This window comes from Pseudomonas sp. LTR0, from assembly GCF_036630035.1.
Taxonomy (GTDB): Bacteria; Pseudomonadota; Gammaproteobacteria; order Pseudomonadales; family Pseudomonadaceae; genus Aquipseudomonas; species Aquipseudomonas putida_Y.
In genome coordinates, this window is record NZ_CP123734.1 from 4,498,796 (window position 1) to 4,521,409 (window position 22,614).

At 60.6% G+C, this 22,614-nt stretch carries 22 protein-coding genes; 6 read left to right on the plus strand and 16 right to left on the minus strand.

What is annotated here, in order from left to right:
• Positions 1–26: 26 nt before the first annotated feature.
• The 5 genes from QCL51_RS20630 to rplM form a co-directional block, all read right to left on the minus strand.
• Positions 27–806 (minus strand): cytochrome c1, encoded by a 780-nt coding sequence (locus QCL51_RS20630; RefSeq protein ID WP_021784141.1) that lies wholly within the window; start codon positions 804–806, stop codon positions 27–29.
• Positions 806–2,017, minus strand: coding sequence for a cytochrome bc complex cytochrome b subunit (locus tag QCL51_RS20635; RefSeq protein ID WP_028697485.1), 1,212 nt, complete (start codon positions 2,015–2,017; stop codon positions 806–808). The genes QCL51_RS20630 and QCL51_RS20635 overlap by 1 nt, the downstream gene beginning before the upstream one ends.
• Complete coding sequence (gene petA / locus QCL51_RS20640) at positions 2,017–2,610, minus strand: ubiquinol-cytochrome c reductase iron-sulfur subunit (protein WP_028697484.1); 594 nt, start codon at positions 2,608–2,610, stop codon at positions 2,017–2,019. The genes QCL51_RS20635 and petA overlap by 1 nt, the downstream gene beginning before the upstream one ends.
• Before the next feature lie 262 nt (positions 2,611–2,872).
• The gene (gene rpsI, locus QCL51_RS20645; RefSeq protein WP_003251821.1) at positions 2,873–3,265 is read right to left on the minus strand and encodes a 30S ribosomal protein S9; all 393 of its coding nucleotides are present in this window, start codon (positions 3,263–3,265) and stop codon (positions 2,873–2,875) included.
• 14 nt (positions 3,266–3,279) lie between these two features.
• On the minus strand, positions 3,280–3,708 hold the full coding sequence (gene rplM, locus QCL51_RS20650) for a 50S ribosomal protein L13 (protein ID WP_003251819.1): 429 nt from the start codon (positions 3,706–3,708) through the stop codon (positions 3,280–3,282).
• 258 nt (positions 3,709–3,966) lie between these two features.
• Here rplM and QCL51_RS20655 point away from each other — a divergent pair, with 258 nt between their 5' ends.
• Together QCL51_RS20655 and QCL51_RS20660 are read left to right on the plus strand one after the other, a co-directional pair.
• Entirely contained in the window at positions 3,967–5,007 is a 1,041-nt protein-coding gene (locus QCL51_RS20655) for an NADP(H)-dependent aldo-keto reductase (protein ID WP_021784138.1), read from the plus strand.
• Between the two features lie 180 nt (positions 5,008–5,187).
• Positions 5,188–6,108: a GlxA family transcriptional regulator gene (locus QCL51_RS20660; protein ID WP_172402841.1), complete on the plus strand. Its 921-nt coding sequence runs from the start codon at positions 5,188–5,190 to the stop codon at positions 6,106–6,108.
• A 105-nt stretch (positions 6,109–6,213) separates the two neighbouring features.
• Here the strand turns inward: QCL51_RS20660 and zapE are convergent, their stop codons facing one another.
• From zapE to QCL51_RS20675, 3 genes are all read right to left on the minus strand, one after another.
• Positions 6,214–7,308: a cell division protein ZapE gene (zapE, locus tag QCL51_RS20665; protein WP_021784137.1), complete on the minus strand. Its 1,095-nt coding sequence runs from the start codon at positions 7,306–7,308 to the stop codon at positions 6,214–6,216.
• Between the two features lie 165 nt (positions 7,309–7,473).
• A complete protein-coding gene (locus QCL51_RS20670; RefSeq protein WP_021784136.1) occupies positions 7,474–8,823 on the minus strand; it encodes a tryptophan--tRNA ligase in 1,350 nt (449 codons plus the stop codon).
• 25 nt (positions 8,824–8,848) lie between these two features.
• A complete protein-coding gene (locus QCL51_RS20675) occupies positions 8,849–9,484 on the minus strand; it encodes an alpha/beta fold hydrolase (protein ID WP_021784135.1) in 636 nt (211 codons plus the stop codon).
• A gap of 135 nt (positions 9,485–9,619) precedes the next feature.
• On the opposite strand from QCL51_RS20675, the gene QCL51_RS20680 reads away from it, so the two are divergent.
• On the plus strand, positions 9,620–10,057 hold the full coding sequence (locus QCL51_RS20680) for a DUF1043 family protein (protein WP_010952432.1): 438 nt from the start codon (positions 9,620–9,622) through the stop codon (positions 10,055–10,057).
• Between the two features lie 162 nt (positions 10,058–10,219).
• Here the strand turns inward: QCL51_RS20680 and QCL51_RS20685 are convergent, their stop codons facing one another.
• Entirely contained in the window at positions 10,220–11,416 is a 1,197-nt protein-coding gene (locus QCL51_RS20685; RefSeq protein WP_021784133.1) for a methionine gamma-lyase, read from the minus strand.
• 127 nt (positions 11,417–11,543) lie between these two features.
• Between QCL51_RS20685 and QCL51_RS20690 the strand changes: the two genes are divergently transcribed.
• The gene (locus QCL51_RS20690) at positions 11,544–12,023 is read left to right on the plus strand and encodes an Lrp/AsnC family transcriptional regulator (RefSeq protein ID WP_003251803.1); all 480 of its coding nucleotides are present in this window, start codon (positions 11,544–11,546) and stop codon (positions 12,021–12,023) included.
• Positions 12,024–12,108: 85 nt separating this feature from the next.
• Here QCL51_RS20690 and cysN read toward each other — a convergent pair whose 3' ends face one another.
• From cysN to QCL51_RS20705, 3 genes are all read right to left on the minus strand, one after another.
• Positions 12,109–14,010, minus strand: coding sequence for a sulfate adenylyltransferase subunit CysN (gene cysN / locus QCL51_RS20695; protein WP_021784131.1), 1,902 nt, complete (start codon positions 14,008–14,010; stop codon positions 12,109–12,111).
• A gap of 15 nt (positions 14,011–14,025) precedes the next feature.
• On the minus strand, positions 14,026–14,943 hold the full coding sequence (cysD, locus tag QCL51_RS20700; protein ID WP_003251799.1) for a sulfate adenylyltransferase subunit CysD: 918 nt from the start codon (positions 14,941–14,943) through the stop codon (positions 14,026–14,028).
• A 220-nt stretch (positions 14,944–15,163) separates the two neighbouring features.
• Positions 15,164–15,922, minus strand: a complete 759-nt coding sequence (locus tag QCL51_RS20705) for a Nif3-like dinuclear metal center hexameric protein (RefSeq protein ID WP_021784130.1) — start codon at positions 15,920–15,922, stop codon at positions 15,164–15,166.
• A 168-nt stretch (positions 15,923–16,090) separates the two neighbouring features.
• Between QCL51_RS20705 and algW the strand changes: the two genes are divergently transcribed.
• A complete protein-coding gene (gene algW / locus QCL51_RS20710; RefSeq protein ID WP_021784129.1) occupies positions 16,091–17,251 on the plus strand; it encodes a Do family serine endopeptidase AlgW in 1,161 nt (386 codons plus the stop codon).
• Between the two features lie 129 nt (positions 17,252–17,380).
• Here the strand turns inward: algW and QCL51_RS20715 are convergent, their stop codons facing one another.
• The 4 genes from QCL51_RS20715 to QCL51_RS20730 all read right to left on the minus strand — a co-directional run bounded on the left by QCL51_RS20715 (position 17,381) and on the right by QCL51_RS20730 (position 21,538).
• On the minus strand, positions 17,381–18,145 hold the full coding sequence (locus QCL51_RS20715) for an amino acid ABC transporter ATP-binding protein (RefSeq protein WP_003251792.1): 765 nt from the start codon (positions 18,143–18,145) through the stop codon (positions 17,381–17,383).
• A 10-nt stretch (positions 18,146–18,155) separates the two neighbouring features.
• Positions 18,156–19,253: an amino acid ABC transporter permease gene (locus QCL51_RS20720; protein WP_021784128.1), complete on the minus strand. Its 1,098-nt coding sequence runs from the start codon at positions 19,251–19,253 to the stop codon at positions 18,156–18,158.
• Positions 19,254–19,263: 10 nt separating this feature from the next.
• Positions 19,264–20,442, minus strand: coding sequence for an amino acid ABC transporter permease (locus QCL51_RS20725; RefSeq protein WP_021784127.1), 1,179 nt, complete (start codon positions 20,440–20,442; stop codon positions 19,264–19,266).
• A gap of 67 nt (positions 20,443–20,509) precedes the next feature.
• The gene (locus QCL51_RS20730) at positions 20,510–21,538 is read right to left on the minus strand and encodes an amino acid ABC transporter substrate-binding protein (RefSeq protein WP_021784126.1); all 1,029 of its coding nucleotides are present in this window, start codon (positions 21,536–21,538) and stop codon (positions 20,510–20,512) included.
• A gap of 332 nt (positions 21,539–21,870) precedes the next feature.
• Here QCL51_RS20730 and QCL51_RS20735 point away from each other — a divergent pair, with 332 nt between their 5' ends.
• The gene (locus QCL51_RS20735) at positions 21,871–22,527 is read left to right on the plus strand and encodes an alpha/beta fold hydrolase (RefSeq protein WP_021784125.1); all 657 of its coding nucleotides are present in this window, start codon (positions 21,871–21,873) and stop codon (positions 22,525–22,527) included.
• The last annotated feature ends 87 nt before the right edge of the window (positions 22,528–22,614 follow it).

Consider the following 22,614-nt stretch of genomic DNA (forward strand, 5'->3'; position numbering starts at 1 on the left):
TTCAACAACCAGAAACTACTGCGTGATCAGTGCACGTCCTTCCAGTATTCACGCTTGAGCAAGTAGGCGAATACGAAGAAGAAAGCCAGGTACAGCAGCACATAGGTACCGATGCGCTGGCTTTCCAGCTTGACTGGGTTGGCCGAATAGGCCAGGAAGGTCACAAGGTTCTTGACCTTCTCGTCGAACTGCTCGGTCGTCAGGGTACCGGAATTCGGCGTAATGGTCAGCTGATCGCAAGCTTCATGGGTCAACGGGCTGCCGGTCAACGGGTCGAATTGCTTCTTGCCATCGACCACAGTCTGCACCTGCTTGCAACCTACCACCTGATTGCCTTGCAGACCAACCAGCACGTTAGGCATGCCGACGTTCGGGAACACCTTGTTGTTCACCCCGTAAGGGCGCGATGGATCCTCATAGAAGCTGCGCAGGTAGGTGTAAAGCCAGTCGGTACCGCGTACGCGGGCCACCAGGGTCAGGTCGGGCGGCGCGGCACCGAACCAGGTCTTGGCATCGCTGGGCTTCATGCCGATCTGCATGTGGTCACCAATCTTGGCACCCGTGAACACCAGCTTCTCGAGCATCAGTTCATGCGGGATGCCCAGGTCATCAGCCACCCGCTCGTAACGCTGGAACTTGGCACTGTGGCAACCCATGCAATAGTTGGCGAAGGTGCGCGCACCGTCCTGCATGGCGGCTTTGTCAGTCAGGTCGATATCGACCTTGTCCAGCTCCATGCCCTCTTCGGCAGCGAAGGAAAAGGCAGGCATCACTGCCAGCAACAATACTGCAATCAACTTTTTCATCAGCCAGTCACCCTTTCCGGAACCGGTTTGGTCTTCTCGAGCCTTGTGTAGAACGGCATCAGCAGGAAGTAGGCGAAGTACAGCACCGTGCACACCTGCGACAACAAGGTACGCCCAGGTGTCGGTGCCAGTACGCCCAGCACACCGAGGATGACGAAGGCCACGCAGAACACCAGCAGGAAGGCCTTGCTGATCCAACCCTTGTAACGCATGGAACGTACCGGGCTGCGGTCGAGCCAGGGCAGCACGAACAGCACGGCGATGGCCGCACCCATGGCAATGACGCCCATCAACTTGTCAGGCACCGCGCGCAGGATTGCGTAGAACGGTGTGAAGTACCACACCGGCGCGATGTGCGCTGGCGTCTTGAAAGCGTTGGCCTGCTCGAAGTTCGGTTTCTCCAGGAAGTAACCGCCCATTTCAGGGAAGAAGAACACCACGGCGCAGAACACGAAGAGGAAAACCACCACGCCGACAATGTCCTTGACGGTGTAGTACGGGTGGAACGGAATGCCATCCAGCGGAATACCGTTTTCGTCCTTTTTCTTCTTGATGTCGACACCATCAGGGTTGTTCGAACCCACTTCGTGCAGGGCGAGGATGTGCAGCACCACCAGGCCAAGAATCACGATTGGCAGGGCAACCACGTGCAGGGCGAAGAAGCGGTTCAGGGTGATACCCGAGATCAGGTAGTCACCGCGGATCCACTGAGTAAGGTCACCACCGATCACCGGAATGGCACCGAACAGCGAAATGATCACCTGGGCGCCCCAGTACGACATTTGCCCCCATGGCAGCAGGTAGCCCATGAACGCTTCAGCCATCAGCGCCAGATAGATCAGCATACCGAACAGCCAGACCAGCTCGCGCGGCTTCTGATAAGAGCCGTAGAGCAGGCCGCGGAACATGTGCAGGTAGACCACGATGAAGAACGCTGACGCACCCGTGGAGTGCAGGTAGCGCAGGATCCAGCCGTATTCCACGTCACGCATGATGTACTCGACCGAGGCAAACGCCTCTTCCGCCGAGGGCGTGAAGCTCATGGTCAGCCACACGCCGGTCACGATCTGGTTGACCAGCACCAGCAATGCCAGCGAGCCAAAGAAGTACAGGAAGTTGAAGTTCTTGGGTGCGTAATACTTGCTCAGGTGGTCTTCCCACATCTTGGTGGCGGGGAAGCGAGCATCAATCCAGTCCATGAACTTGCTCATCATGCTTTCTCCTGGTCGACGCCAATGACGATGATCTCGTCCGACTCATAAGAGTGCGGTGGCACGGGCAGGTTGAGAGGCGCCGGCTGGGACTTGTAGACACGACCAGCCAGGTCATAGCGGGAGCCGTGGCACGGGCAGAAATAACCACCTACCCATTTCGGCCCGAGGTCAGCGGGTGCCACTTCCGGCCGAAAGAGGGGCGAACAGCCCAGGTGCGTGCACAGGCCGACGAGAATGAGAATTTCCGGCTTGATCGAGCGAACCTCAGGGTCGACGTACGCCGGCTGTACCGAGGCCTTGGACTCGGGATCGGACAGGTCAGCCGTGATTTTTTTCAGATTGCCAAGGATTTCCTCAGTTCGCCGCACGATGAATACGGGCTGGCCACGCCACTCGGCCACCATCTGCTGCCCTGCCTCGACCTTGGCGACGTTGACCTTCACCGGTGCACCTGCGGCTTTCGCCTTGGCACTGGGAAACCATGACCCCACGAACGGTACCGCAGCCCCCACTGCCCCCGCTGCCCCGACCACGGATGTCGCGGCTACGAGGAAGCGGCGCCGGCCTGCGTTGACGCCGTCATTGCTCATTCAGTCCTCTCCCATCAGCTTGCTTGGCCAGTTGGACCTGGCCTGTACTTAGGTTGTGTCAATGGCACTAAAAATTGGCCGCCATGGTAAGAAACAAATCCACACACTGACAAGGTGATTACCCCGGCAAGGGCGACAACCCGCGCTTTGCTTGATCTGCGTCTATGCGACAAGCGGCCACTGACTGCTGACAGGTTAGTTCAAGCCTAAAAAAAAAGCCCGGTTCCAAGGAACCGGGCTTTTTTCGACTGCCGAAGCGGTATTAACGCTTGGAGTACTGAGGACGCTTACGCGCTTTACGCAGACCCACTTTCTTACGCTCAACTTCACGAGCGTCGCGGGTGACGTAGCCAGCACGACGCAGAGCGCCACGCAGGGTTTCGTCGTATTCCATCAGAGCGCGGGTGATACCGTGACGGATCGCACCGGCTTGACCGCTGACACCACCACCGGAAACGGTGACGTAGATGTCGAATTTCTCAACGGATTCAGTCAGCTCGAGCGGCTGGCGAACAACCATGCGAGCGGTTTCGCGACCGAAGAACACGTCCAGAGAACGGTTGTTGATGGAAATGTTACCAGTACCCGGACGCAGGAATACGCGAGCGGTTGCGGTCTTGCGACGGCCAGTGCCGTAATTTTGAGTCGCCGACATAATGAACTATCCCGTTAGATCTTCAGTTCTTGAGGCTGCTGAGCAGTGTGTGGGTGAGCAGCACCCGCGTACACTTTCAGCTTGCGGTACATGTCGCGACCCAGCGGGTTCTTAGGCAGCATGCCCTTGACCGCAGTTTCGATAACACGCTCAGGGGCCTTGGCGATCAACTTCTCGAAGTTGATTTCCTTGATACCGCCTGGGAAACCGGAGTGGGAGTAGTACATTTTGTCGGAAGACTTGGCACCAGTTACACGAACCTGCTCGGCGTTGATAACGACGATGTAGTCGCCGGTGTCAACGTGAGGGGTGTATTCTGGTTTGTGTTTGCCACGCAGACGGGTAGCGATTTCGGTAGCCAGACGACCCAGGGTCTGGCCAGCGGCGTCGACTACGAACCACTCGCGCTTTACTGTTTCCGGTTTAGCAGTAAAAGTTTTCATTCTCTAAAGCCTCAGAGGCCGCCCAGCGAAAAATAGACGGCGAATCTTACTGGATAGTGCACAGCTTGCCAAGGGCAAGCGCGCAGCCGAACACAGACGCTTTTGGGGGCTCGGGTCGGGCACGCCAATGTTCGACGGGGTTCTTCCTGCGTGATGGTGCATCACTTCCGCCACGCGGAGAGGGGCTGAATTATCCAGATTGCGCGAAAAATTTCAACCTGCTTTGATGAGCATCTATTGCCAAGGAGTGACTAACCGATGGAATACCGCCAGCTCGGCCGTACCGATCTCAACGTCAGCGCCCTGTGCCTGGGCACCATGACCTGGGGCGAGCAGAACATCCAGGCCGAGGCCTTCGCACAAATTGCCCGGGCCAAGGCCGCCGGGGTCAACTTCATCGACACCGCCGAGATGTACCCGGTCCCTCCACGCCCGGAAACCTACGCAGCCACCGAGCGCATCATCGGCAACTGGTTCCGTGAACATGGCGACCGCGACGCGTGGATCCTGGCCAGCAAGGTTGCAGGCCCGGGCAACGGCATCAGCCATATCCGCGACGGGCAGCTCAAGCACAACCGTCAGCACATCGTCGCGGCGCTGGACGAAAGCCTGAAGCGCCTGCAGACCGACCGGATCGACCTGTACCAGTTGCACTGGCCAGAGCGCAGCACCAACTTCTTCGGCAAGCTGGGCTACCAGCACCTGCCGCAGGATCACTTCACCCCACTGGAAGAAACCCTCCAGGTGCTCGACGAGCAGGTACGTGCGGGCAAGATCCGTCATATCGGCCTGTCCAACGAAACGCCGTGGGGCACCATGAAATTCCTGCAACTGGCCGAGAGCCATGGCTGGCCGCGGGCGGTATCGATCCAGAACCCGTACAACCTGCTCAACCGCAGCTTCGAGGTGGGCCTGGCAGAAGTGGCCATACGCGAGCAATGTGGCTTGCTGGCCTATTCGCCGCTGGCATTCGGCATGCTTTCTGGCAAGTACGAGAACGGCGCACGGCCGGACAATGCACGCCTGACCCTGTTCAGCCGCTTTGCCCGTTACTCCAACCCACAGACCGTGGCGGCCTGCAGCCGCTACGTGCAGCTGGCCCGCGAGCACGGCCTGGACCCGGCGCAAATGGCCCTGGCGTTCGTCACCCGACAGCCGTTCGTGACCAGCAACATCATTGGCGCCACCAGCCTGGAGCAGTTGGACAGCAACCTGGCCAGCCTTGAACTGAACCTGAGCGCCGATCTGCTGACAGCGATCGAAGCCATTCATCAGGAACAACCCAACCCGGCGCCTTGAGCCAAACACTGCGCGCCGCTGTTCCATGGGGTAGACACAATCGCCAAAAAATAAGACGATCCAGCCGGTGATTGACCACTCTACCCTATAAGAACAATGACAATGATGTTTACCCAACCCTCAGCGTCGCTGCGGCGCGTCAGCATCCTGGCCATTGACAAGGTGTTCGCTTCGACCTTGATGCAGGCCAAGGACTTCTTCCACCTCGCCAGTCTGCGCTACAGCAAGCAGCTGGGCCTGGGCTTGCAGCCCATGTTCGAAATCCGCCTGGTGAGCCCCGACAGCCAGCCCGTGGACAGCTTCAGCAATGTGCAGTTACCGGTTGACGGCGGCCTGGACGACGCCGATGTGATCATCCTCCCGGCCTACTGGGATGACTTCGACAACCTGCTGCAACGTTATCCCCAGGTGCTGCCGTGGCTGCGTGAACAGCATGCGCGTGGCGCGGTGCTGTGCGCCGAGGCCAGTGGTGTGTTCTGGCTGGCCGAATCCGGCCTGCTCGATGGCAAGGAGGCGACCACCTACTGGCGCTTCTTCAACAGCTTTGCCGAACGCTTCCCGCAGATCCGCCTGAACCAGGACAAGCACCTGACCGATGCCGACAATATCTATTGCGCCGGCGGTGCAACTTCAGCTTGCGACCTGTACATCTACCTGATCGAACGCTTCTGCGGCGCCAACGTGGCCCGTGCGGTGTCCCGCGATATCCTCTACGAAGTACAACGCAACTACACCCCGGGGCGCATGGGCTTTGGCGGGCAGAAGCTGCACCAGGACCTGATCATCCTGCAGATCCAGCACTGGCTGGAGGAACACTTCGCCGACAAGTTCCGCTTCGAGGATGTGGCCCGCAACCACGGCATGAGCATCCGCAACTTCATGCGCCGCTTCCAGGGCGCAACAGGTGACAAGCCCCTGCACTACCTGCAACGGCTACGCATCGAAACAGCCAAGGGGTTGTTGTCGAGTACGCGCAAAAGCATCAAGACCATCAGTTACGAGGTGGGGTATGACGATGCCAGTTTCTTTGCGCGACTGTTCCGCCAGCACACCGAGTTGTCGCCGAACCAGTATCGGCAGCAGTTCATGCAGGAAGCCTGAGAGGCCTCCAGAGCGGCAGGTTTCGCGCTTGAAGCGACAAGGAAAACCAGGGTGGATGGCGCTTTGCCCTGAATGTTCCTTGCCGCCTGAAGCTTGCCGCTGCCGTTAAGGCTTGTGCGCGCGCGCCAGGAATTCGTGCGACTGCATCTCCAGCAACCGGCTCAGGGTACGCTGGAACTCGAAGCTCAGACGCCCACCGGTATACAGGTCCTTCAACTCCACCTCGGCCGAGATGATCAGCTTGACGTTGCGATCGTAGAACTCGTCCACCATGTTGATGAAACGACGGGCGATGTCGTCGGTGGTGACACCCATCTGCTCTACGTTGCTCAGCAATACGGCGTGGAAGATCTTGCCCAGCTCAATGTAGTCGTTCTGGCTACGCGGCCCGTCGCACAGGGCGCGGAAGTCAAACCAGGCGACGTCGTCGCAAGTACGCAGGGCATTGATCGGGCGGTTCTCGATCATCAGCACGTCGTTTTCGATCGCCTGGGTGCACTCAGGGGTGAGCGCCTTGAAGCTGGCGCGCATGCTCTGGTGCGCCGCGTCATCGAGCGGGAAGTGGAACAGTTCAGCCTGCTCCAGGTGACGCAGACGGTAGTCGACCCCGCTATCGACGTTCACCACGTCGGTGTACTGCTTGATCATGGCGATGGCCGGCAGGAAGCGCGCACGCTGCAGGCCATCCTTGTACAGGCCGTCCGGCACGATGTTGGAGGTGGCCACCAGCGACACGCCATTCTTGAACAGCTCTTCCATCAAGGTGCCGAGGATCATGGCGTCGGTAATGTCCGACACGAAGAATTCGTCGAAGCAGATCACCTTGGCTTCTTCGCTGAAGCGCTTGGCGATGATGGTCAGCGGGTTCTTCTCGCCCTTGAGGGTTTTCATTTCCTCGTGCACACGCTTCATGAAGCGGTGGAAGTGCGTACGCATCTTCTGCTTGAACGGCAGCGCTTCGTAGAAGGTATCAACCAGGTAGGTCTTGCCTCGCCCTACCCCACCCCAGAAGTACAGGCCCTTGACCGGGGTCTGCCCCTTCTTGCCGAACAGCTTGCCGAACACGCCCGGCTTGTTGTTCTGCGCGTGCACCAGGTCGTCGTACAGGCGCTGGAGGTGACGCACCGCAGTTTCCTGCGCCGCGTCATGGAAGAAGTCGGGACGTTTCAGATCTGCTTGATAGCGTTCTAAGGGAGTCATGATTCGTTAGCGAGGCAACAAAAAACGGGCCGTCACTGTAGCGACAGGCCCGCTTAATGGCAATCAGTCTGTGGGAGCGGGCGTGCCCGCGAACACCGGCAAAGCCGGTGCCATGCACCGCGGCACCTGTTTCGCGGGCACGCCCGCTCCCACCGTTTGCCAGCCTCAGTCCTGCTGTGGCGCCAAAGCTTCGTTCAGGCTCTGAATGGCGGCATCACGAGCTTCGGCGCTTTCGAACTGCGGCCCTTCGGCGACCTGCTCGCCATCGAGCCACAGGCCGAAGCTCAGGCCTTCGACGCGGACATCGGCCTCGCCACCCTGCTGCAACTGCTTGCTCACGGCGCCAGCACTTTTGCCGTCGGCGAAGCTGCGCGACAGCAGCAGTTGCTCACCGTCGGCGGCCAGCAGGCGGAAACGGAAGCTGCCGTCTTCGTCACGGAAGCTGACGAAGCGTGCGCTCTTGGCAGCCTTCTTCTTCACCTCGGTGCTGGCCTGCACGCTGCTGCGGAACGAACGCAAGCCAACGGCCTCGCGCAGCTGCTCGAGGAACGGCGTGGCGATCTTGCGGGCCTTGGCGGCGCCGGCCAGCAGGATGTCTTCCAGGTCCGCCGGCCGGGCGATCAGCTGGTGATAGTACTCGCGCTTCTCGGCCAGCTGGCCGTCCAGCAGCTGGAACAGGCGCTGCTTGGCATCGCCCCAGCCCAGGCCCTGCAGCAGCTCTTCGCGGAACCCGGCGCATTGCTCAGGCGTCGAGAAGGCCTGGTACAGGGTGAACAGGTGCGCGTTGTCCGGGTCTTTCGCCTCACCTGGCGCACGCGAATCGGTGACGATGCGCGAGATGGCGTCTTTCATGTCCTTGGCGCTGGTGAACAACGGGATGGTGTTGTCATAGCTTTTGGACATTTTGCGCCCATCCAGGCCCGGCAGGGTCGCCACGCTTTCCTCGATCACCGCCTCCGGCAAGGCGAAGAAGTCCTTGCCCTGGCCGAACAGGTGGTTGAAGCGCTGGCCGATGTCGCGGGCCATTTCCACGTGCTGGATCTGGTCACGACCGACCGGCACCTTGTTGGCGTTGAACATCAGGATATCGGCGGCCATCAGCACCGGGTAGCTGAACAGGCCCATGGTCACGCCGGCGTCCGGGTCTTCGCCGTTCTCGACGTTCTTGTCCACCGAGGCCTTGTAGGCATGCGCACGGTTCAGCAGGCCTTTGGCAGCAACGCAGGTCAGCAGCCAGGTCAGTTCGGGAATTTCCGGGATATCGGACTGGCGATAGAAGGTCACCTTGTCCGGGTCCAGGCCACCGGCCAGCCAGGTGGCGGCGATTTCCAGGCGCGAACGCTGGATGCGCAGCGGGTCGTCGCACTTGATCAGGGCATGGTAGTCGGCCAGGAAGTAGAACGAGTCGACACCGGGCTGCTGGCTGGCACGGATCGCCGGGCGGATGGCGCCGGCGTAGTTGCCCAGGTGCGGAGTGCCGGTGGTGGTGATACCGGTAAGAATGCGCGTGGTCATGGGTGTTCGCTTATTCAGGCTTGGCTCAGTTCGAAAGGCGCGGCAGCAGCAGATCCTTCAGATCGGTCAGCTTGCCATGGAAGAAGTGTCCGCATTCTGCCACTTTCAGCAGCCCATGGGGACGCGACAGGCTGTCGGACCATTCGTAAACCAGCTGCGGCGCGACGACTTCGTCGGCGTCCGGCTGCACCACGGTGATCGGGCAGCGCTGCGGCAGCGGGAATTCGGCGGTCAGGCGCATGACCGCCGGGGCGATCATGAACAGGTGCTGCAACTCGACACCTGCTGTTTCAAGGCGCCCGGCCAGGCTGGTGGCAACGAAACCACCGAACGAAAAGCCCATCAGCACCAGCGGTAGCCCGGGGTGCCTGGCACGCAGCCATGCTGCAGCGGCCTCGGCATCGGCCACTTCGCCAGCGCCCATGTCATGGCTGCCAGCACTCTGGCCGACGCCACGGTAGTTGAAACGCAGGGTCACATAACCGGCATCACGTGCGGTGCGCTGCAGGGTCGAGACAACCTTGTTGAGCATGGTGCCGCCCTGGACCGGGTTAGGATGGCAGATCAGCACCGCGCCACGGGCTTGCGCCACGTCGAGGTACAAAGCTTCAAGCTGGCCGCAAGGGCCATCGATGAACAAGGGGGTTTCGCGGACAAGCAAGGCACTACTCCGTGACCTCGGGAAGGGTCGATTCGTCTAGGTGTGAAATTCTGTTCTGATTTGCGATCGCTCGCGGTATACAGCGCAGGTCTGAGCCGTTAACGTAAAGCAAAGCCGTTTATAGAGGAAGGACTCGTGGAACTCTCGCTCCTTGTTTGGTTGTTGCCAACCCTGGCCTTGGTCATCGGTGTGGCAGTCGGTTTCATTGTTGCCCGCCTGCTGCCCAACGCGGCGCCGAGCAACACCCAGCGTCAACTGGATGACATCCAGAAGCGCTTCGACAGCTACCAGAACGAAGTGGTCACCCACTTCAACAGCACCGCCATGCTGGTCAAGAAACTGACCCAGAGCTACCAGGACGTACAGGATCACCTGGCTGAAGGCGCCAACAGCCTGGCCCTCGATGACGTCACTCGCCAACGCCTGCTGGCTGCACTGCACTCCGATGCGCCGCAAGGCCCACGTGACCGCCTGACCCCGCCTAAAGACACCGCCGAAGTGCCGCGCGACTATGCGCCGAAAGCGCCCAACTCGCCGGGCATGCTGGATGAGAGCTACGGGCTCAAGCGTTGATCTGCTGAACATGCAAAAGGCCTCGCAAGAGGCCTTTTTTGTGGGCTGGATTCACTGGCCCCTTCGCGGGCACGCCCGCTCCCACAGGTACACCACAGCATGTGAAACTTGTGGAATACCTGTGGGAGCGGGCGTGCCCGCGAAGGGGCCAGTGCAGGCAACCTAACAGCAGGCCTGCAATGCCTGTTCGACATCTGCCAGCAGGTCCTCCACATCCTCCAGCCCCACCGACAGACGCACCAACCCCTCCGATATCCCATGATGCGCCCGCTCCTGCGGCGTGTAGCTAGAATGCGTCATACTCGCCGGATGCTGCGCCAGCGACTCGGCATCTCCCAGGCTCACCGCCCGGGCAAAGAGCTGCAGCGCATTCATGAAGCGCCGCCCCGCCTCAATGCCACCCTTGAGCTCAAACGCAATCATCCCCCCAGGCAAACGCATCTGTCGCTGGGCCAACGCGTACTGGGCAAAAGACGGTAGCCCCGGGTAATGAATCAATTCCACCTGCGGCTGCCGAGCCAGAAATTCGGCCACCTTCTGAGCATTGGCGCAATGCCGGTCCATTCGCAGGGCCAGGGTCTTGATACCGCGCATCAGCAACGCCGCGTCATGCGGTGACAGCACCGCCCCGGTCATATCCTTCAGCCCTTCCAGGCGAATGCGATCGACCAACGCCTTGCGCCCCACCACCAAACCCGCAGTGATATCACCGTGGCCACTGAGGTACTTGGTTGCCGAGTGCACCACCAGGTCCGCCCCCAGCTCCAGTGGCCGCTGCAGGTACGGTGTACAGTAGGTGTTATCGACCACAACATGCACATCATGCCCCCGCACCGCCTCGACAACCGCCTCAATGTCCACAAGCTGCATATTGGGGTTGGCCGGTGTTTCGAAGTAGATCATCCGCGTTTTGCTGTTTATCGCCGCCTTCAGAGCCTTGGCATCGTTGAGATCGACATGGCGTACTTTGACGCCGAACTCACCAATACCGTGGTGCAGAAAAGCGAAGGTGCAGCCATACAAGGTGCGCCCCACAATCAGCTCATCGCCAGGCCGTAGCAGGGTCCAGATGGTTGAGGTAATCGCACCCATCCCTGATGCCAACGCCAAGCCCGCCTCACCGCCCTCAAGCGAAGCCATGCGCTGCTCCAGCAAGGCCAGCGTGGGGTTGGAAATGCGGCTGTAGAAGTGCCCCGCCTCCTCTCCGGCGAAGCAGGCAGCGCCGTACTCAACAGTGGGGAAGGCATAGGTGGCCGTCTGGTACACCGGCGGCACCAAGGCGCCACCGTGGGACAGCGGGTCGTAGCCATGGTGAATGGCCCGCGTGGAAAAACCGGTGTTGTCGTGGGAGTCGCGCATGGCAACGGCCTCTTGTGGTTTGTTGTAAGCTTATGCCACCGAGCTGCCCAATTTTTTCCAAAATAGCCTACACATAGGCGTGCTTTCTGGAACAAAAACAACAATCACCGGACCAGGAGGGCAAAATATGCCTTCAAGCCTCGACCGCACCGACCGTGCCCTGCTCGCCGCCTTGCAGGACAACGCCCGCCTCACCGTTGCCGAACTCGCCGACCAGGTGGCACTGACCACCTCGCCCTGCTGGCGACGGGTCAAGTTACTGGAGGAAAACGGCTACATCACCGGCTACCAGGCCATCCTCTCGCCCAAGTCGCTGGGGTTTGGCGTGACCGCATTCGTCAGCATCATGATGGACTCGCACACCAAGGACATGGCGCTGGCGTTCGAACAGCGGCTGATGGAAATTCCCGAAATCGTCGCCTGCCACAACATCTCCGGGCGCTATGACTTTCTGCTGGAGATCCTGGCACGGGACCTGGAGTCGTTTGGGGAATTTACCCGGGAGGTGCTGCAGCGGTTGCCGGGGGTGAAGGAGATCTATTCGAGTTTTTCGTACAAAGCAGTCAAGGAAAGGCGGGTGATACCGGTGTCGGAGAAACATATCTAGGACAGATCTTTCCGAACAGTGGGAAGGATCCTGAACGCGAGACAAAAAACCCCGCCGAAGCGGGGTTCTCCTTGCAGGCTAGCGCTTAGATCGCGCCACGCTGACGCAGCACGTCCAGCACCTGTTTCACGCCTTCGTCCACGCTGGTGGCCTGGGTGTCGATCACAAGATCAGCATCCAGCGGCACATCGAACGGGAAGCTCTCGCCCGGGATGTTGTCGCCACCGGCAGCGTACAGGCCTTGCGGGTCACGCTCGCGGCAGACCAGCGGCGAGGCCTGGACGTAAACGGTCACCAGGCGCTCCTTGCCGATCAGCGCCTTGGCCTGTTCGCGGCCTTCGGCATCCGGGGCCACGAACGCAGCCAGGGTCAGCATGCCGGCTTCGTTGAACTGGCGCGCCACGTGGGCGGCGCGGCGCCAGTTCTCGGTGCGGCCGGCGCGGTCCTGTGGCAGGCCCTTGTTCAGGTCGTGACGCAGGTTCTGGCCGTCGAGCACGTACACCGCGCGGCCCATGTCGAACAGCTTGCGCTCCACGGCATAAGCCAAGGTGCTCTTGCCAGCACCCGACAGGCCGCTGAACAGCACGGTGGCTGGCTGCTGGCCGAAGCGCAGGGCGCGCTCTTCGGTGGACACGTGGGCCTGCTTGCCATGATGGCCGGTGCTGCCGTGTGGCAACACGGGCGGGGCGATGATCATGCCGGCGCCAACGGTGCCATTGGTCAGGCGGTCGATGACGATGAACGCACCGGTGGTGCGGTTGCTGTCGTAACCGTCCAGGGCAATCGAGGTGTCCAGGGCAACCTTGACGCGGCCGATCTCGTTCAGCTGCAGCGCGCTGGCAGCGCCCTGCTCCAGGGTGTTCACATCGACCTTGTGGGTGATGCTGGCAATCGAGCCTGGTACGTAGCTGGTGGCACGCTTGATGTCGTATTTCTTGCCCGGGAGCATCGGCTCCTCGGCCATCCACACCAGCATGGCGTCGAAGTGGTCAGTTACCGGCGGGACATTGTCGGCATGTACCAGCAGGTCGCCACGGGAGATGTCGATCTCGTCTTCCATGGTCAGGGTCACGGCCTGGCCTGGGCCGGCGTTTTCCAGTTCACCTTCGTAGGTGACGATGGACTTGACCCGGCTGCTCTTGCCCGACGGCAGCACGACAATCTCGTCACCTTTGTGCACCACGCCGCTGGCAATGGTGCCAGCGAAGCCGCGGAAGTTCAGGTTGGGACGGTTGACGTACTGCACCGGGAAACGCAGGTCGGTGAAGTTGCGGTCGGCCGAAACCTCGACGGTTTCGAGGATTTCCATCAGCGTCGGGCCGGCGTACCACGGCGATTGCTCGCTGTGGTTGACCACGTTGTCACCCTTGAGCGCCGACATCGGCACGAAGTGCAGGCTGCTCGGGGTCAGGTTGATGGCTTCGGCAAACTTCAGGTAGTCGGCCTTGATCGACTCGAAGACGCCTTCATCGAAGCTCTTCAGGTCCATCTTGTTGACCGCGACCACGATGTGCTTGATGCCCAGCAACGACGCGATGTAGCTGTGGCGACGGGTCTGGGTCTGCACACCGTAGCGGGCATCGACCAAGATGATCGCCAGGTCGCAGGTGGACGCACCGGTAGCCATGTTGCGGGTGTACTGCTCGTGGCCCGGGGTGTCGGCGATGATGAACTTGCGCTTGGCGGTGGAGAAGTAGCGGTAGGCGACATCGATGGTGATGCCCTGCTCGCGCTCGGCCTGCAGGCCATCTACCAGCAGCGCCAGGTCGACTTCTTCGCCGGTGGTGCCGACTTTCTTCGAATCACGGGTGATGGCCTCGAGGTGGTCCTCGTAGATCATCTTCGAATCGTGCAGCAGGCGCCCGATCAGGGTGCTCTTGCCGTCGTCAACGTTGCCGCAAGTCAGGAAGCGCAGCAGTTCCTTGCGCTCATGCTGGGCCAGGTAGGCGAGGATGTCCTCGCTGATCAGATCAGATTGGTGCGACATGGAGTAACCCTGAAATTAGAAGTAGCCTTGGCGTTTCTTGTCTTCCATGGAACCGGCGCCATCGTGATCGATGACACGGCCCTGGCGTTCGGACGTACGGGTCAGGAGCATTTCCTGAATGATGTCCGTCAGGGTCTCGGCTTCCGATTCGACAGCGCCCGTCAGCGGGTAGCAGCCGAGGGTACGGAAACGCACCTTCTTCTTGACGATGCGGGCTTTTTCTTCCTCGGAGAGGTGCTCGAGGATGCGCTCGTCGTCGATCATGATCAGGGTGCCGTTCTTCTCGATGACTTCACGCTCGGCAGCGAAGTACAGCGGCACGATCGGGATGCCTTCAAGGTAGATGTACTGCCAGATGTCCAGTTCGGTCCAGTTCGACAACGGGAAGACGCGGATCGACTCACCCTTGTTGACCTTGCCGTTGTACACGTTCCACAGCTCGGGGCGCTGGTTCTTCGGGTCCCAGCGGTGCTTGCTGTCACGGAACGAATACACACGCTCCTTGGCCCGCGACTTCTCTTCGTCGCGGCGCGCGCCACCGAAGGCAGCGTCGAAACCATGCTTGTCCAACGCCTGCTTCAGGCCCTGGGTCTTCATGATGTCGGTATGCTTGGAGCTGCCATGGGTGAACGGGTTGATACCCTGCGCCACACCCTCGGGGTTGACGTGGGTGATCAGCTCCAGGCCCATTTCCTCGACCATCTTGTCGCGGAAGCTGTACATCTCCTGGAATTTCCACTGGGTGTCGACGTGCATCACCGGGAACGGCAGCTTGCCCGGGAAGAAGGCCTTGCGCGCCAGGTGCAGCATCACGGCGGAGTCCTTGCCGATCGAGTACAGCATCACCGGGTTGTCGAACTCGGCGGCCACCTCGCGGATGATGTGGATGCTCTCCGCCTCCAGCTGTTTCAAGTGCGTCAGTTTGTCGACCATGGCTACTCACGAAAAACGATCTTATGGACGGCCTGCGGGCCGTGTTCGAGCGAGCCACTTTATCACAGCGGCTGCTTCTATTTAGGAGGCTGGCTAGATCGAAAAAATCTAACGATATGACTGGGGGTTTGGGCTGGCAGGGCCGGCCTCTACGCGGGTGAACCCGCTCCTACAGGCCCGTGTAGGAGCGGGTTCACCCGCGAAGAGGGCGACACCGCTATCAGATGGGATTAGGGCAATCGATGAACAGGTGCTCCACCGCGAACCGTCGTGCCAGGTAATCGCCCAGCGCCTGCACCCCATAGCGCTCGGTGGCATGGTGCCCGGCAGCAATGAAGCTGACGCCATTCTCGCGCGCACTGTGGTAGGTCTGCTCGGACGCCTCACCGGTCAGGTACAGGTCCACCCCGGCGGCAATCGCCGTGTCGATATAGCCCTGCCCGCCGCCGGTGCACCAGCCCACCCGGCGGATCATGTCGTTGCCTTCGACCAGCAACGGCTCACGCCCCAGCACGCCTTGAACCCGACGGGCAAAATCGCGCGCGGTCATGGATTCGGCCAGCGAACCGATCAGCCCGACCACTTTGGGGTTTTCCGGGTCAAGTGGCCCTTCGACAGTGATCTCCAGTTGCCGCGCCAGTTGCACGTTGTTGCCGACTTCCGGGTGCACGTCCAAGGGCAGGTGAAACGCCAGCAGACTGATATCGTTATTCAGCAAGGTCTTCAGGCGACGCTGGCGAATGCCGGTGATGCACGGGTTCTCGCCCTTCCAGAAATAACCATGGTGCACCAGCACCAGATCGGCCTCGGCCTCGACCGCGGCATCCAGCAATGCCTGGCTGGCGGTAACACCACTGACAATACGGCTAACCTGCGGCCGGCCTTCGACCTGCAGGCCATTTGGGCAATAATCCTGGATCTTCGCACTGCCCAGATAACGCTCGGCTTCCTCGACCAGGGTACTTAGAGCAACGGCCATGAAAATCTCCTCGAAAACTGCGCTTTTCTCGGGCGCAACGCCTGACGAACGCCCGTATAATGCCGGCCATTATGGGCCGTCGCCGTCACTGGGGGAACCGGTGTATGATCGCGCGCGCTCATGCCCCACTGCCAGGCCGCTGGCCCCTGCTCTTTCCAGGATTCGTTCATGTTCAAGGCTTTGCGTTACTTCGGCTGGCCCCTGCTTACCGGCATACTGATCGCCATGCTGATCATCCAGCGTTTTCCGCAATGGGTCGGGCTGCCCAGCCAGGACGTCAACCTGCAGCAAGCGCCACAGACCACGCGGATCATGCAAGGTCCGGTGTCGTACGCCGACGCCGTGACCCTGGCCGCCCCGGCGGTGGCCAACCTGTACACCACCAAGGTGGTGAACAAAAGCGCCCACCCGCTGTTCGAGGACCCGCAGTTCCGCCGCTTCTTCGGTGACAACCTGCCCAAACAGCGCCGCTGGGAATCAAGCCTGGGCTCGGCGGTAATCATGAGCCCTGAGGGCTACCTGCTGACCAACAACCATGTCACCAGCGGCGCCGACCAGATCGTCGTCGCCCTGAAGGATGGCCGCGAGACTTTGGCCCGCGTGATCGGCAGCGACCCGGAAACCGACCTTGCGGTGCTGAAGATCGACTTGAAGAACCTGCCGGCAATCACCATCGGCCGTTCCGACAACATCCGCATCGGCGACGTGTCGCTGGCCATCGGCAACCCGTTCGGCGTCGGCCAGACTGTGACCATGGGCATCATCAGCGCCACTGGCCGCAATCAGCTGGGGCTTAACAACTACGAAGACTTCATCCAGACCGACGCGGCGATCAACCCAGGCAACTCCGGTGGTGCGCTGGTGGATGCCAATGGCAACCTGATCGGCATCAATACCGCGATCTTCTCCAAGTCCGGCGGCTCGCAGGGCATCGGCTTCGCCATCCCGGTAAAGCTGGCACTGGAGGTGATGAAGTCGATCGTCGAACATGGCCAGGTGATACGTGGCTGGCTGGGCATCGAAGTACAGCCACTGAGCCAGGAGCTGGCAGAGTCGTTCGGCATGAAGGACCGCCCAGGCATCGTGGTGGCGGGCATCTTCCGCGAAGGGCCAGCCGCCAAGGCCGGGCTGCAACTGGGTGACGTGATCCTGAGCATCAATGGCGAGCCGGCCGGAGACGGGCGCAAGTCGATGAACCAGGTAGCGCGGATCAAGCCCAACGAGAAGATCACCATTGAGGTGATGCGCAACGGGCAGCCGTTGAAACTGATCGCCGAGGTGGGGCTGCGGCCGCCGCCGGCGCCGGCTGCCAGCCAGGAAAATAAATAAAGCCGGGGCTGCGTTGCTGCCCTTCGCGGGCACGCCCGCTCCCACAGGATTTAAGTAGGCTCCAAAGCCAACGCTAAACATGTGGGAGCGGGCACGCCCGCGAAGGGCTGCCGCGCAGCCCAAACAGCATCAGTGGAGGATCTGGCTGAGGAACAACTTGGTCCGGTCACTGCGCGGCCGGTCGAAGAAATCATCCGGCGCGGCCTGCTCCACAATCTCGCCCTTGTCCATGAAGATAACCCGGTTCGCCACGGTACGGGCAAAGCCCATTTCGTGGGTCACACAGAGCATGGTCATGCCATCCTCGGCCAGGCCCACCATGGTATCGAGTACTTCCTTGACCATTTCCGGGTCCAGTGCCGACGTCGGCTCGTCGAACAGCATGATCTTGGGCTTCATGCACAACGCGCGGGCAATGGCCACACGCTGCTGCTGGCCGCCAGACAACTGGCCAGGGTACTTGTGTGCCTGCTCCGGAATCCGCACACGCTCCAGGTAGTGCATGGCAATTTCCTCGGCCTTGCGTCGTGGCATCTTGCGCACCCACATTGGCGCCAGGGTGCAGTTCTCCAGAATGCTCAGGTGCGGGAACAGGTTGAAGTGCTGGAACACCATGCCCACCTCGCGGCGGATGGCCTCGATCTGCTTGAGGTCGTTGGTCAGCTCCACGCCATCGACCACGATACGCCCTTGCTGGTGCTCTTCCAGACGGTTAAGGCAGCGGATGGTGGTGGACTTGCCCGAGCCGGATGGCCCGCACAGCACGATGCGTTCGCCCTGGCGCACGTTCAGGTTGATGTCCTTGAGCACATGGAACTGGCCATACCACTTGTTCACACCCTGCATCTGGATGATGCCTTCGGGGCCAGCAGGCTGCTTGATCGCTTCACTCATTTCGAAACTCCTAACGCTTGTGGCCAGTGTCCAGCTTGCGCTCCAGATGCATGGAGTAGCGGGACATACCGAAACAGAAAATCCAGAACACCAGGGCGGCGAACACGTAGCCCTCGGTGGCCATGCCCAGCCAGGCCGGGTCTGCGGCTGCTTGCTTGACGCTGTTCAGCAGGTCGAACAGGCCGATGATGATCACCAGGCTGGTGTCCTTGAACAGGGCAATGAAGGTGTTGACGATGCCGGGAATCACAAGCTTCAGCGCCTGCGGCAGGATCACCAGCCCCATCGAGCGCCAGTAGCCAAGGCCCATGGCCGCGGCGGCTTCGTACTGACCCTTGGGGATGGCCTGCAGGCCGCCACGCACCACCTCGGCGATGTACGCCGACTGGAACAGGATTACACCGATCATCGCCCGCAGCAGCTTGTCGAAGCTCATGCCTTCGGGCAGGAACAGCGGCAACATCACCGACGACATGAACAACACGGTGATCAGCGGTACGCCGCGCCAGAACTCGATGAAGGTCACGCACACCACCTTCACGGCCGGCATCCTCGAACGCCGGCCCAGGGCCAGCAGGATGCCCAAAGGCAAGGCGCCGACAATGCCCACGGTAGCGATCACCAGGGTCAGCATCAGCCCGCCCCACTGGCTGGTGGGTACGTTTTGCAGGCCCAGATACCCCCCATGCAGCAGGGTGTAGGCCAACACCGGGTACAGCACCAGGAAGGCCAGGCCGTAGATGGCCTTGCGCGGGAAACGCTTGATGAACAATGGCGCGGCGCCGATGACTGCAAGCCACACGGTCAGGTCCACGCGCCAGCGCAGCTCGGTGGGGTAGTAGCCGTACATGAACTGGCCGAAGCGCTGCTGCACGAACACCCAGCAGGCGCCCTCCTTGGTGCAATCGGCACGGGTGGTGCCGACCCAGTTGGCGTCGAGCAACGCCCACTGTAGCAATGGCGGCACAATCAGCCATATCAGGTAGATCGCGAACAAGGTCAGCAGCGTGTTGAGCCAGTTGGAGAACAGATTGGTGCGCATCCATGCGAGCACGCCGACGGTTTTCACCGGTGGCGGCATGTCAGGTTTGAAAACATGGGCATTCACGGGCGTATCCTCATCGCTCGATCAGCGCAATGCGCTTGTTGTACCAGTTCATCAGCAGCGAAATGCTGATGCTGATGGCGAGATAGACGCTCATGGTGATGGCGATCACCTCGATGGCTTGTCCGGTCTGGTTGAGCACGGTACCGGCGAACAGCGAGACCATCTCCGGATAGCCGATACCGGCCGCCAGCGACGAGTTCTTCGCCAGGTTCAGGTACTGGCTGGTCAGCGGCGGAATGATCACCCGCAGTGCCTGGGGGATGATCACCTTGCGCAGGGTCGGGCCCTCGCGCAGGCCCAACGAGCGAGCCGCTTCGGTCTGGCCATGGCTGACCGAACGGATGCCGGAACGCACGATTTCGGCGATGAAGGCTGCCGTATAGATAGTCAGCGCCAAGGTCAGCGCCAGCAGCTCTGGGATCAGCACCCAGCCCCCGACGAAGTTGAAGCCCTTGAGCTGCGGCATATCCCAGGTTACCGGGCTGCCGAACACCAGCACGCTCAGGCTCGGGATAGCGATGAACAGCAGCAGCCCCACCCAGAACTTGTGAAACGGCACGCCTGTTTCGTTGAAGCGCTTGTTGGCGTAGCGCACCATCACGGCTATAGCGGCAATGGCTATTGCCAAGGCCACCACAAATGGCCAGAAGCCATCAGCCATGGTCGCGCCAGGCATGTTCAAGCCACGGTTGCTGATGAAGAACTTGTCATCGAAGTTGATGCTGCCCCGCGGTCCCGGCAGAGTCAGGAACACGGCGAAGTACCAGAACAGGATCTGCAACAACGGCGGAATGTTGCGGAAGGTTTCCACATACACGGTCGCCAGTTTGTTGATCATCCAGTTCGGTGACAGGCGAGCCACACCGATGATGAAGCCCAGTATCGTCGCCAGAATGATGCCGATGAAGGTCACCAACAGCGTATTGAGCAGGCCGATGACGAACACCCGCGCATAACTGTCGGATTCCACATAGGGGATCAGGTGCTGGGCGATACCGAAGCCGGCACTGCGGTCGAGGAACTCGAAGCCCGAGGTGATGCCCCGGTGTTGAAGGTTGGTCTGCGTGTTGTGGAACAGGTACCAGCCCAGACCGACCACGAAGACGATCGTGAGAATCTGGAACAGCCACGCGCGCACACGCGGATCATTCAGGGATAGCCCCTTTTGTGCGCCGATTCGATTTTGCATGAAATGCCCCGGAAAGTAGGGTTCCGAACAACCTGCGGCGGCCGAATGCCGCCGCAGGGTGCAGCCATCAGCGCACTGGAGGCGCGTACTGGATGCCGCCGTTGTTCCACAGGGCGTTCATGCCACGGTCGATCTTCAGGTTAGTGCTCTGGCCCAGGTTCTTCTCGAACACTTCGCCATAGTTACCCACTTGCTTGACGATCTGCACTACCCAGTCTTTGGGCAGCTTGAGGTCCTTGCCGTACTCGCCATCCGCACCCAGCAGTCGGGCGACATCCGGGTTCTTGGTGGACTTGGCTTCGGCCTCGACGTTCTTGGAGGTGATGCCCGCCTCTTCGGCGTTGAGCATGGCGAACAAGGTCCACTTGACGATGCTGAACCAATCCTCGTCGCCTTTACGCACTACCGGGCCCAGCGGTTCCTTGGAGATGGTTTCCGGCAACACCACGTATTCGGTCGGCGCGGCCAGTTTGGAGCGCTGGGCGAACAGCTGCGATTTGTCCGAAGTCAGCACGTCGCAACGGCCAGACTCCAGCGATTTGGCGCTCTCGTCAGAGGTGTCGAAGGTAATCGGGGTGTACTTCAGGCCATTGGCGCGGAAGAAGTCCGAGACGTTCAGCTCGGTGGTGGTACCGGCCTGGATGCAGATGGTCGCGCCATCGAGCTCTTTGGCGCTGGAAACGCCGAGCTTCTTGTTGACCAGGAAGCCAACGCCGTCATAGTAGGTGACACCCGTGAATACCAGACCCATGCCGGCATCGCGCGAGCTGGTCCAGGTGGTGTTACGCGACAGCACATCGACCTCGCCCGATTGCAGGGCAGTGAAGCGTTCCTTGGCGTTGAGCTGGCTGAACTTGACCTTGGTGGCATCGCCGAATACGGCGGCGGCCACGGCGCGGCAGACATCGGCGTCGATGCCGACGATCTTGCCCTTCGCATCAGGTACCGAGAAGCCTGGAAGACCGTCGCTCACGCCACACTGGACGAAGCCCTTCTTCTTGACCGCATCATAGGTGGCGCCGGCCTGGGCATTGCTCACGGCGCCCAGCGCGGCGGCAGCGGTCAGGACTGCCAGGGTGGTTTTCAACATCTTCATTCACAACCTCCAAATCGCTCTTGTTGTATCGAGCCGGAATTGCACCGCACCCTTTTGAGGCGTATCCGACCCGTATTGGCTTGTTATTGGGTCAATTGGCGCAATGGACTGTTCTGTGACAGCCTTCGCGTGCAGAGGGTGTTACCGTCACGGCCTGCCCTTTGCATCACAGGTTGAACTGCAAAGCGCGTACCAGATTGTCGCGCTGTAGCGTTTAAGCGCTCGTCAAGTAGTAAAAGTTGTATCGTTGCGACATTCTTTTTCCGACAATCATTCCCGGTGCCTACTTTTCACGCACGCCATAACAAGACCCGCACACTTTCGGAGCAGTCATGACCAACCCGCTGATTCTCGAACCACAGAAAACCGCTGACGCCTGTGTGATCTGGTTGCACGGTCTGGGGGCCGACCGTTACGACTTCCTACCTGTGGCCGAATTCATGCAGGAGCGCTTGCTCAGCACACGCTTCATCATGCCCCAGGCACCGACCCGCCCCGTGACCATCAACGGCGGCTATGCCATGCCCAGCTGGTATGACATCAAGGCCATGACCCCGGCCCGCGCCATCGACGAAGCGCAGTTGGAAGAGTCTGCCGAGCAGGTGGTCGCACTGATCAAGGCCGAGCAGGCCAAAGGCATCAACCTGTCGCGGATCTTCCTGGCCGGCTTCTCCCAGGGCGGCGCGGTGGTGCTGCACACTGCCTATATAAAGTGGCAGGAAGCACTGGGCGGAGTGATCGCCCTGTCCACCTATGCCCCCACTTTCAATGACCAGCACCAGTTGAGTGCCTGCCAGCAACGCACCCCGGCCCTGTGCCTGCATGGCGTGCATGACCCAGTGGTAATCCCGTCCATGGGCCGCACCGCATTCGAGTACCTGAACATCTGGGGCGTCGCTGCCCGCTGGTACGAATACCCGATGGAACACGAAGTGGTGGTCGAAGAGCTGAACGATATCCACGACTGGCTGAGCAAGCAGCTGCAATAGGTTGCCTCGCTTGTAGTTGTGGGCGTATTCCGCTACGCCGCGCCCGGATCTTGCATTACACTGCCCGGCGTACATTCCTTAATCAGT

What these genes read in the sequence shown, in the direction of transcription:
- QCL51_RS20630 (WP_021784141.1), bottom strand. Translation starts at nt 806, where the DNA reads ATGAAAAAGTTGATTGCAGTATTGTTGCTGGCAGTGATGCCTGCCTTT.
- QCL51_RS20635 (WP_028697485.1), bottom strand. Translation starts at nt 2,017, where the DNA reads ATGAGCAAGTTCATGGACTGGATTGATGCTCGCTTCCCCGCCACCAAG.
- petA (WP_028697484.1), bottom strand. Translation starts at nt 2,610, where the DNA reads ATGAGCAATGACGGCGTCAACGCAGGCCGGCGCCGCTTCCTCGTAGCC.
- rpsI (WP_003251821.1), bottom strand. Translation starts at nt 3,265, where the DNA reads ATGTCGGCGACTCAAAATTACGGCACTGGCCGTCGCAAGACCGCAACC.
- rplM (WP_003251819.1), bottom strand. Translation starts at nt 3,708, where the DNA reads ATGAAAACTTTTACTGCTAAACCGGAAACAGTAAAGCGCGAGTGGTTC.
- QCL51_RS20655 (WP_021784138.1), top strand. Translation starts at nt 3,967, where the DNA reads ATGGAATACCGCCAGCTCGGCCGTACCGATCTCAACGTCAGCGCCCTG.
- QCL51_RS20660 (WP_172402841.1), top strand. Translation starts at nt 5,188, where the DNA reads ATGCAGGCCAAGGACTTCTTCCACCTCGCCAGTCTGCGCTACAGCAAG.
- zapE (WP_021784137.1), bottom strand. Translation starts at nt 7,308, where the DNA reads ATGACTCCCTTAGAACGCTATCAAGCAGATCTGAAACGTCCCGACTTC.
- QCL51_RS20670 (WP_021784136.1), bottom strand. Translation starts at nt 8,823, where the DNA reads ATGACCACGCGCATTCTTACCGGTATCACCACCACCGGCACTCCGCAC.
- QCL51_RS20685 (WP_021784133.1), bottom strand. Translation starts at nt 11,416, where the DNA reads ATGCGCGACTCCCACGACAACACCGGTTTTTCCACGCGGGCCATTCAC.
- QCL51_RS20690 (WP_003251803.1), top strand. Translation starts at nt 11,544, where the DNA reads ATGCCTTCAAGCCTCGACCGCACCGACCGTGCCCTGCTCGCCGCCTTG.
- cysN (WP_021784131.1), bottom strand. Translation starts at nt 14,010, where the DNA reads ATGTCGCACCAATCTGATCTGATCAGCGAGGACATCCTCGCCTACCTG.
- cysD (WP_003251799.1), bottom strand. Translation starts at nt 14,943, where the DNA reads ATGGTCGACAAACTGACGCACTTGAAACAGCTGGAGGCGGAGAGCATC.
- QCL51_RS20705 (WP_021784130.1), bottom strand. Translation starts at nt 15,922, where the DNA reads ATGGCCGTTGCTCTAAGTACCCTGGTCGAGGAAGCCGAGCGTTATCTG.
- algW (WP_021784129.1), top strand. Translation starts at nt 16,091, where the DNA reads ATGTTCAAGGCTTTGCGTTACTTCGGCTGGCCCCTGCTTACCGGCATA.
- QCL51_RS20715 (WP_003251792.1), bottom strand. Translation starts at nt 18,145, where the DNA reads ATGAGTGAAGCGATCAAGCAGCCTGCTGGCCCCGAAGGCATCATCCAG.
- QCL51_RS20725 (WP_021784127.1), bottom strand. Translation starts at nt 20,442, where the DNA reads ATGCAAAATCGAATCGGCGCACAAAAGGGGCTATCCCTGAATGATCCG.
- QCL51_RS20730 (WP_021784126.1), bottom strand. Translation starts at nt 21,538, where the DNA reads ATGAAGATGTTGAAAACCACCCTGGCAGTCCTGACCGCTGCCGCCGCG.
- QCL51_RS20735 (WP_021784125.1), top strand. Translation starts at nt 21,871, where the DNA reads ATGACCAACCCGCTGATTCTCGAACCACAGAAAACCGCTGACGCCTGT.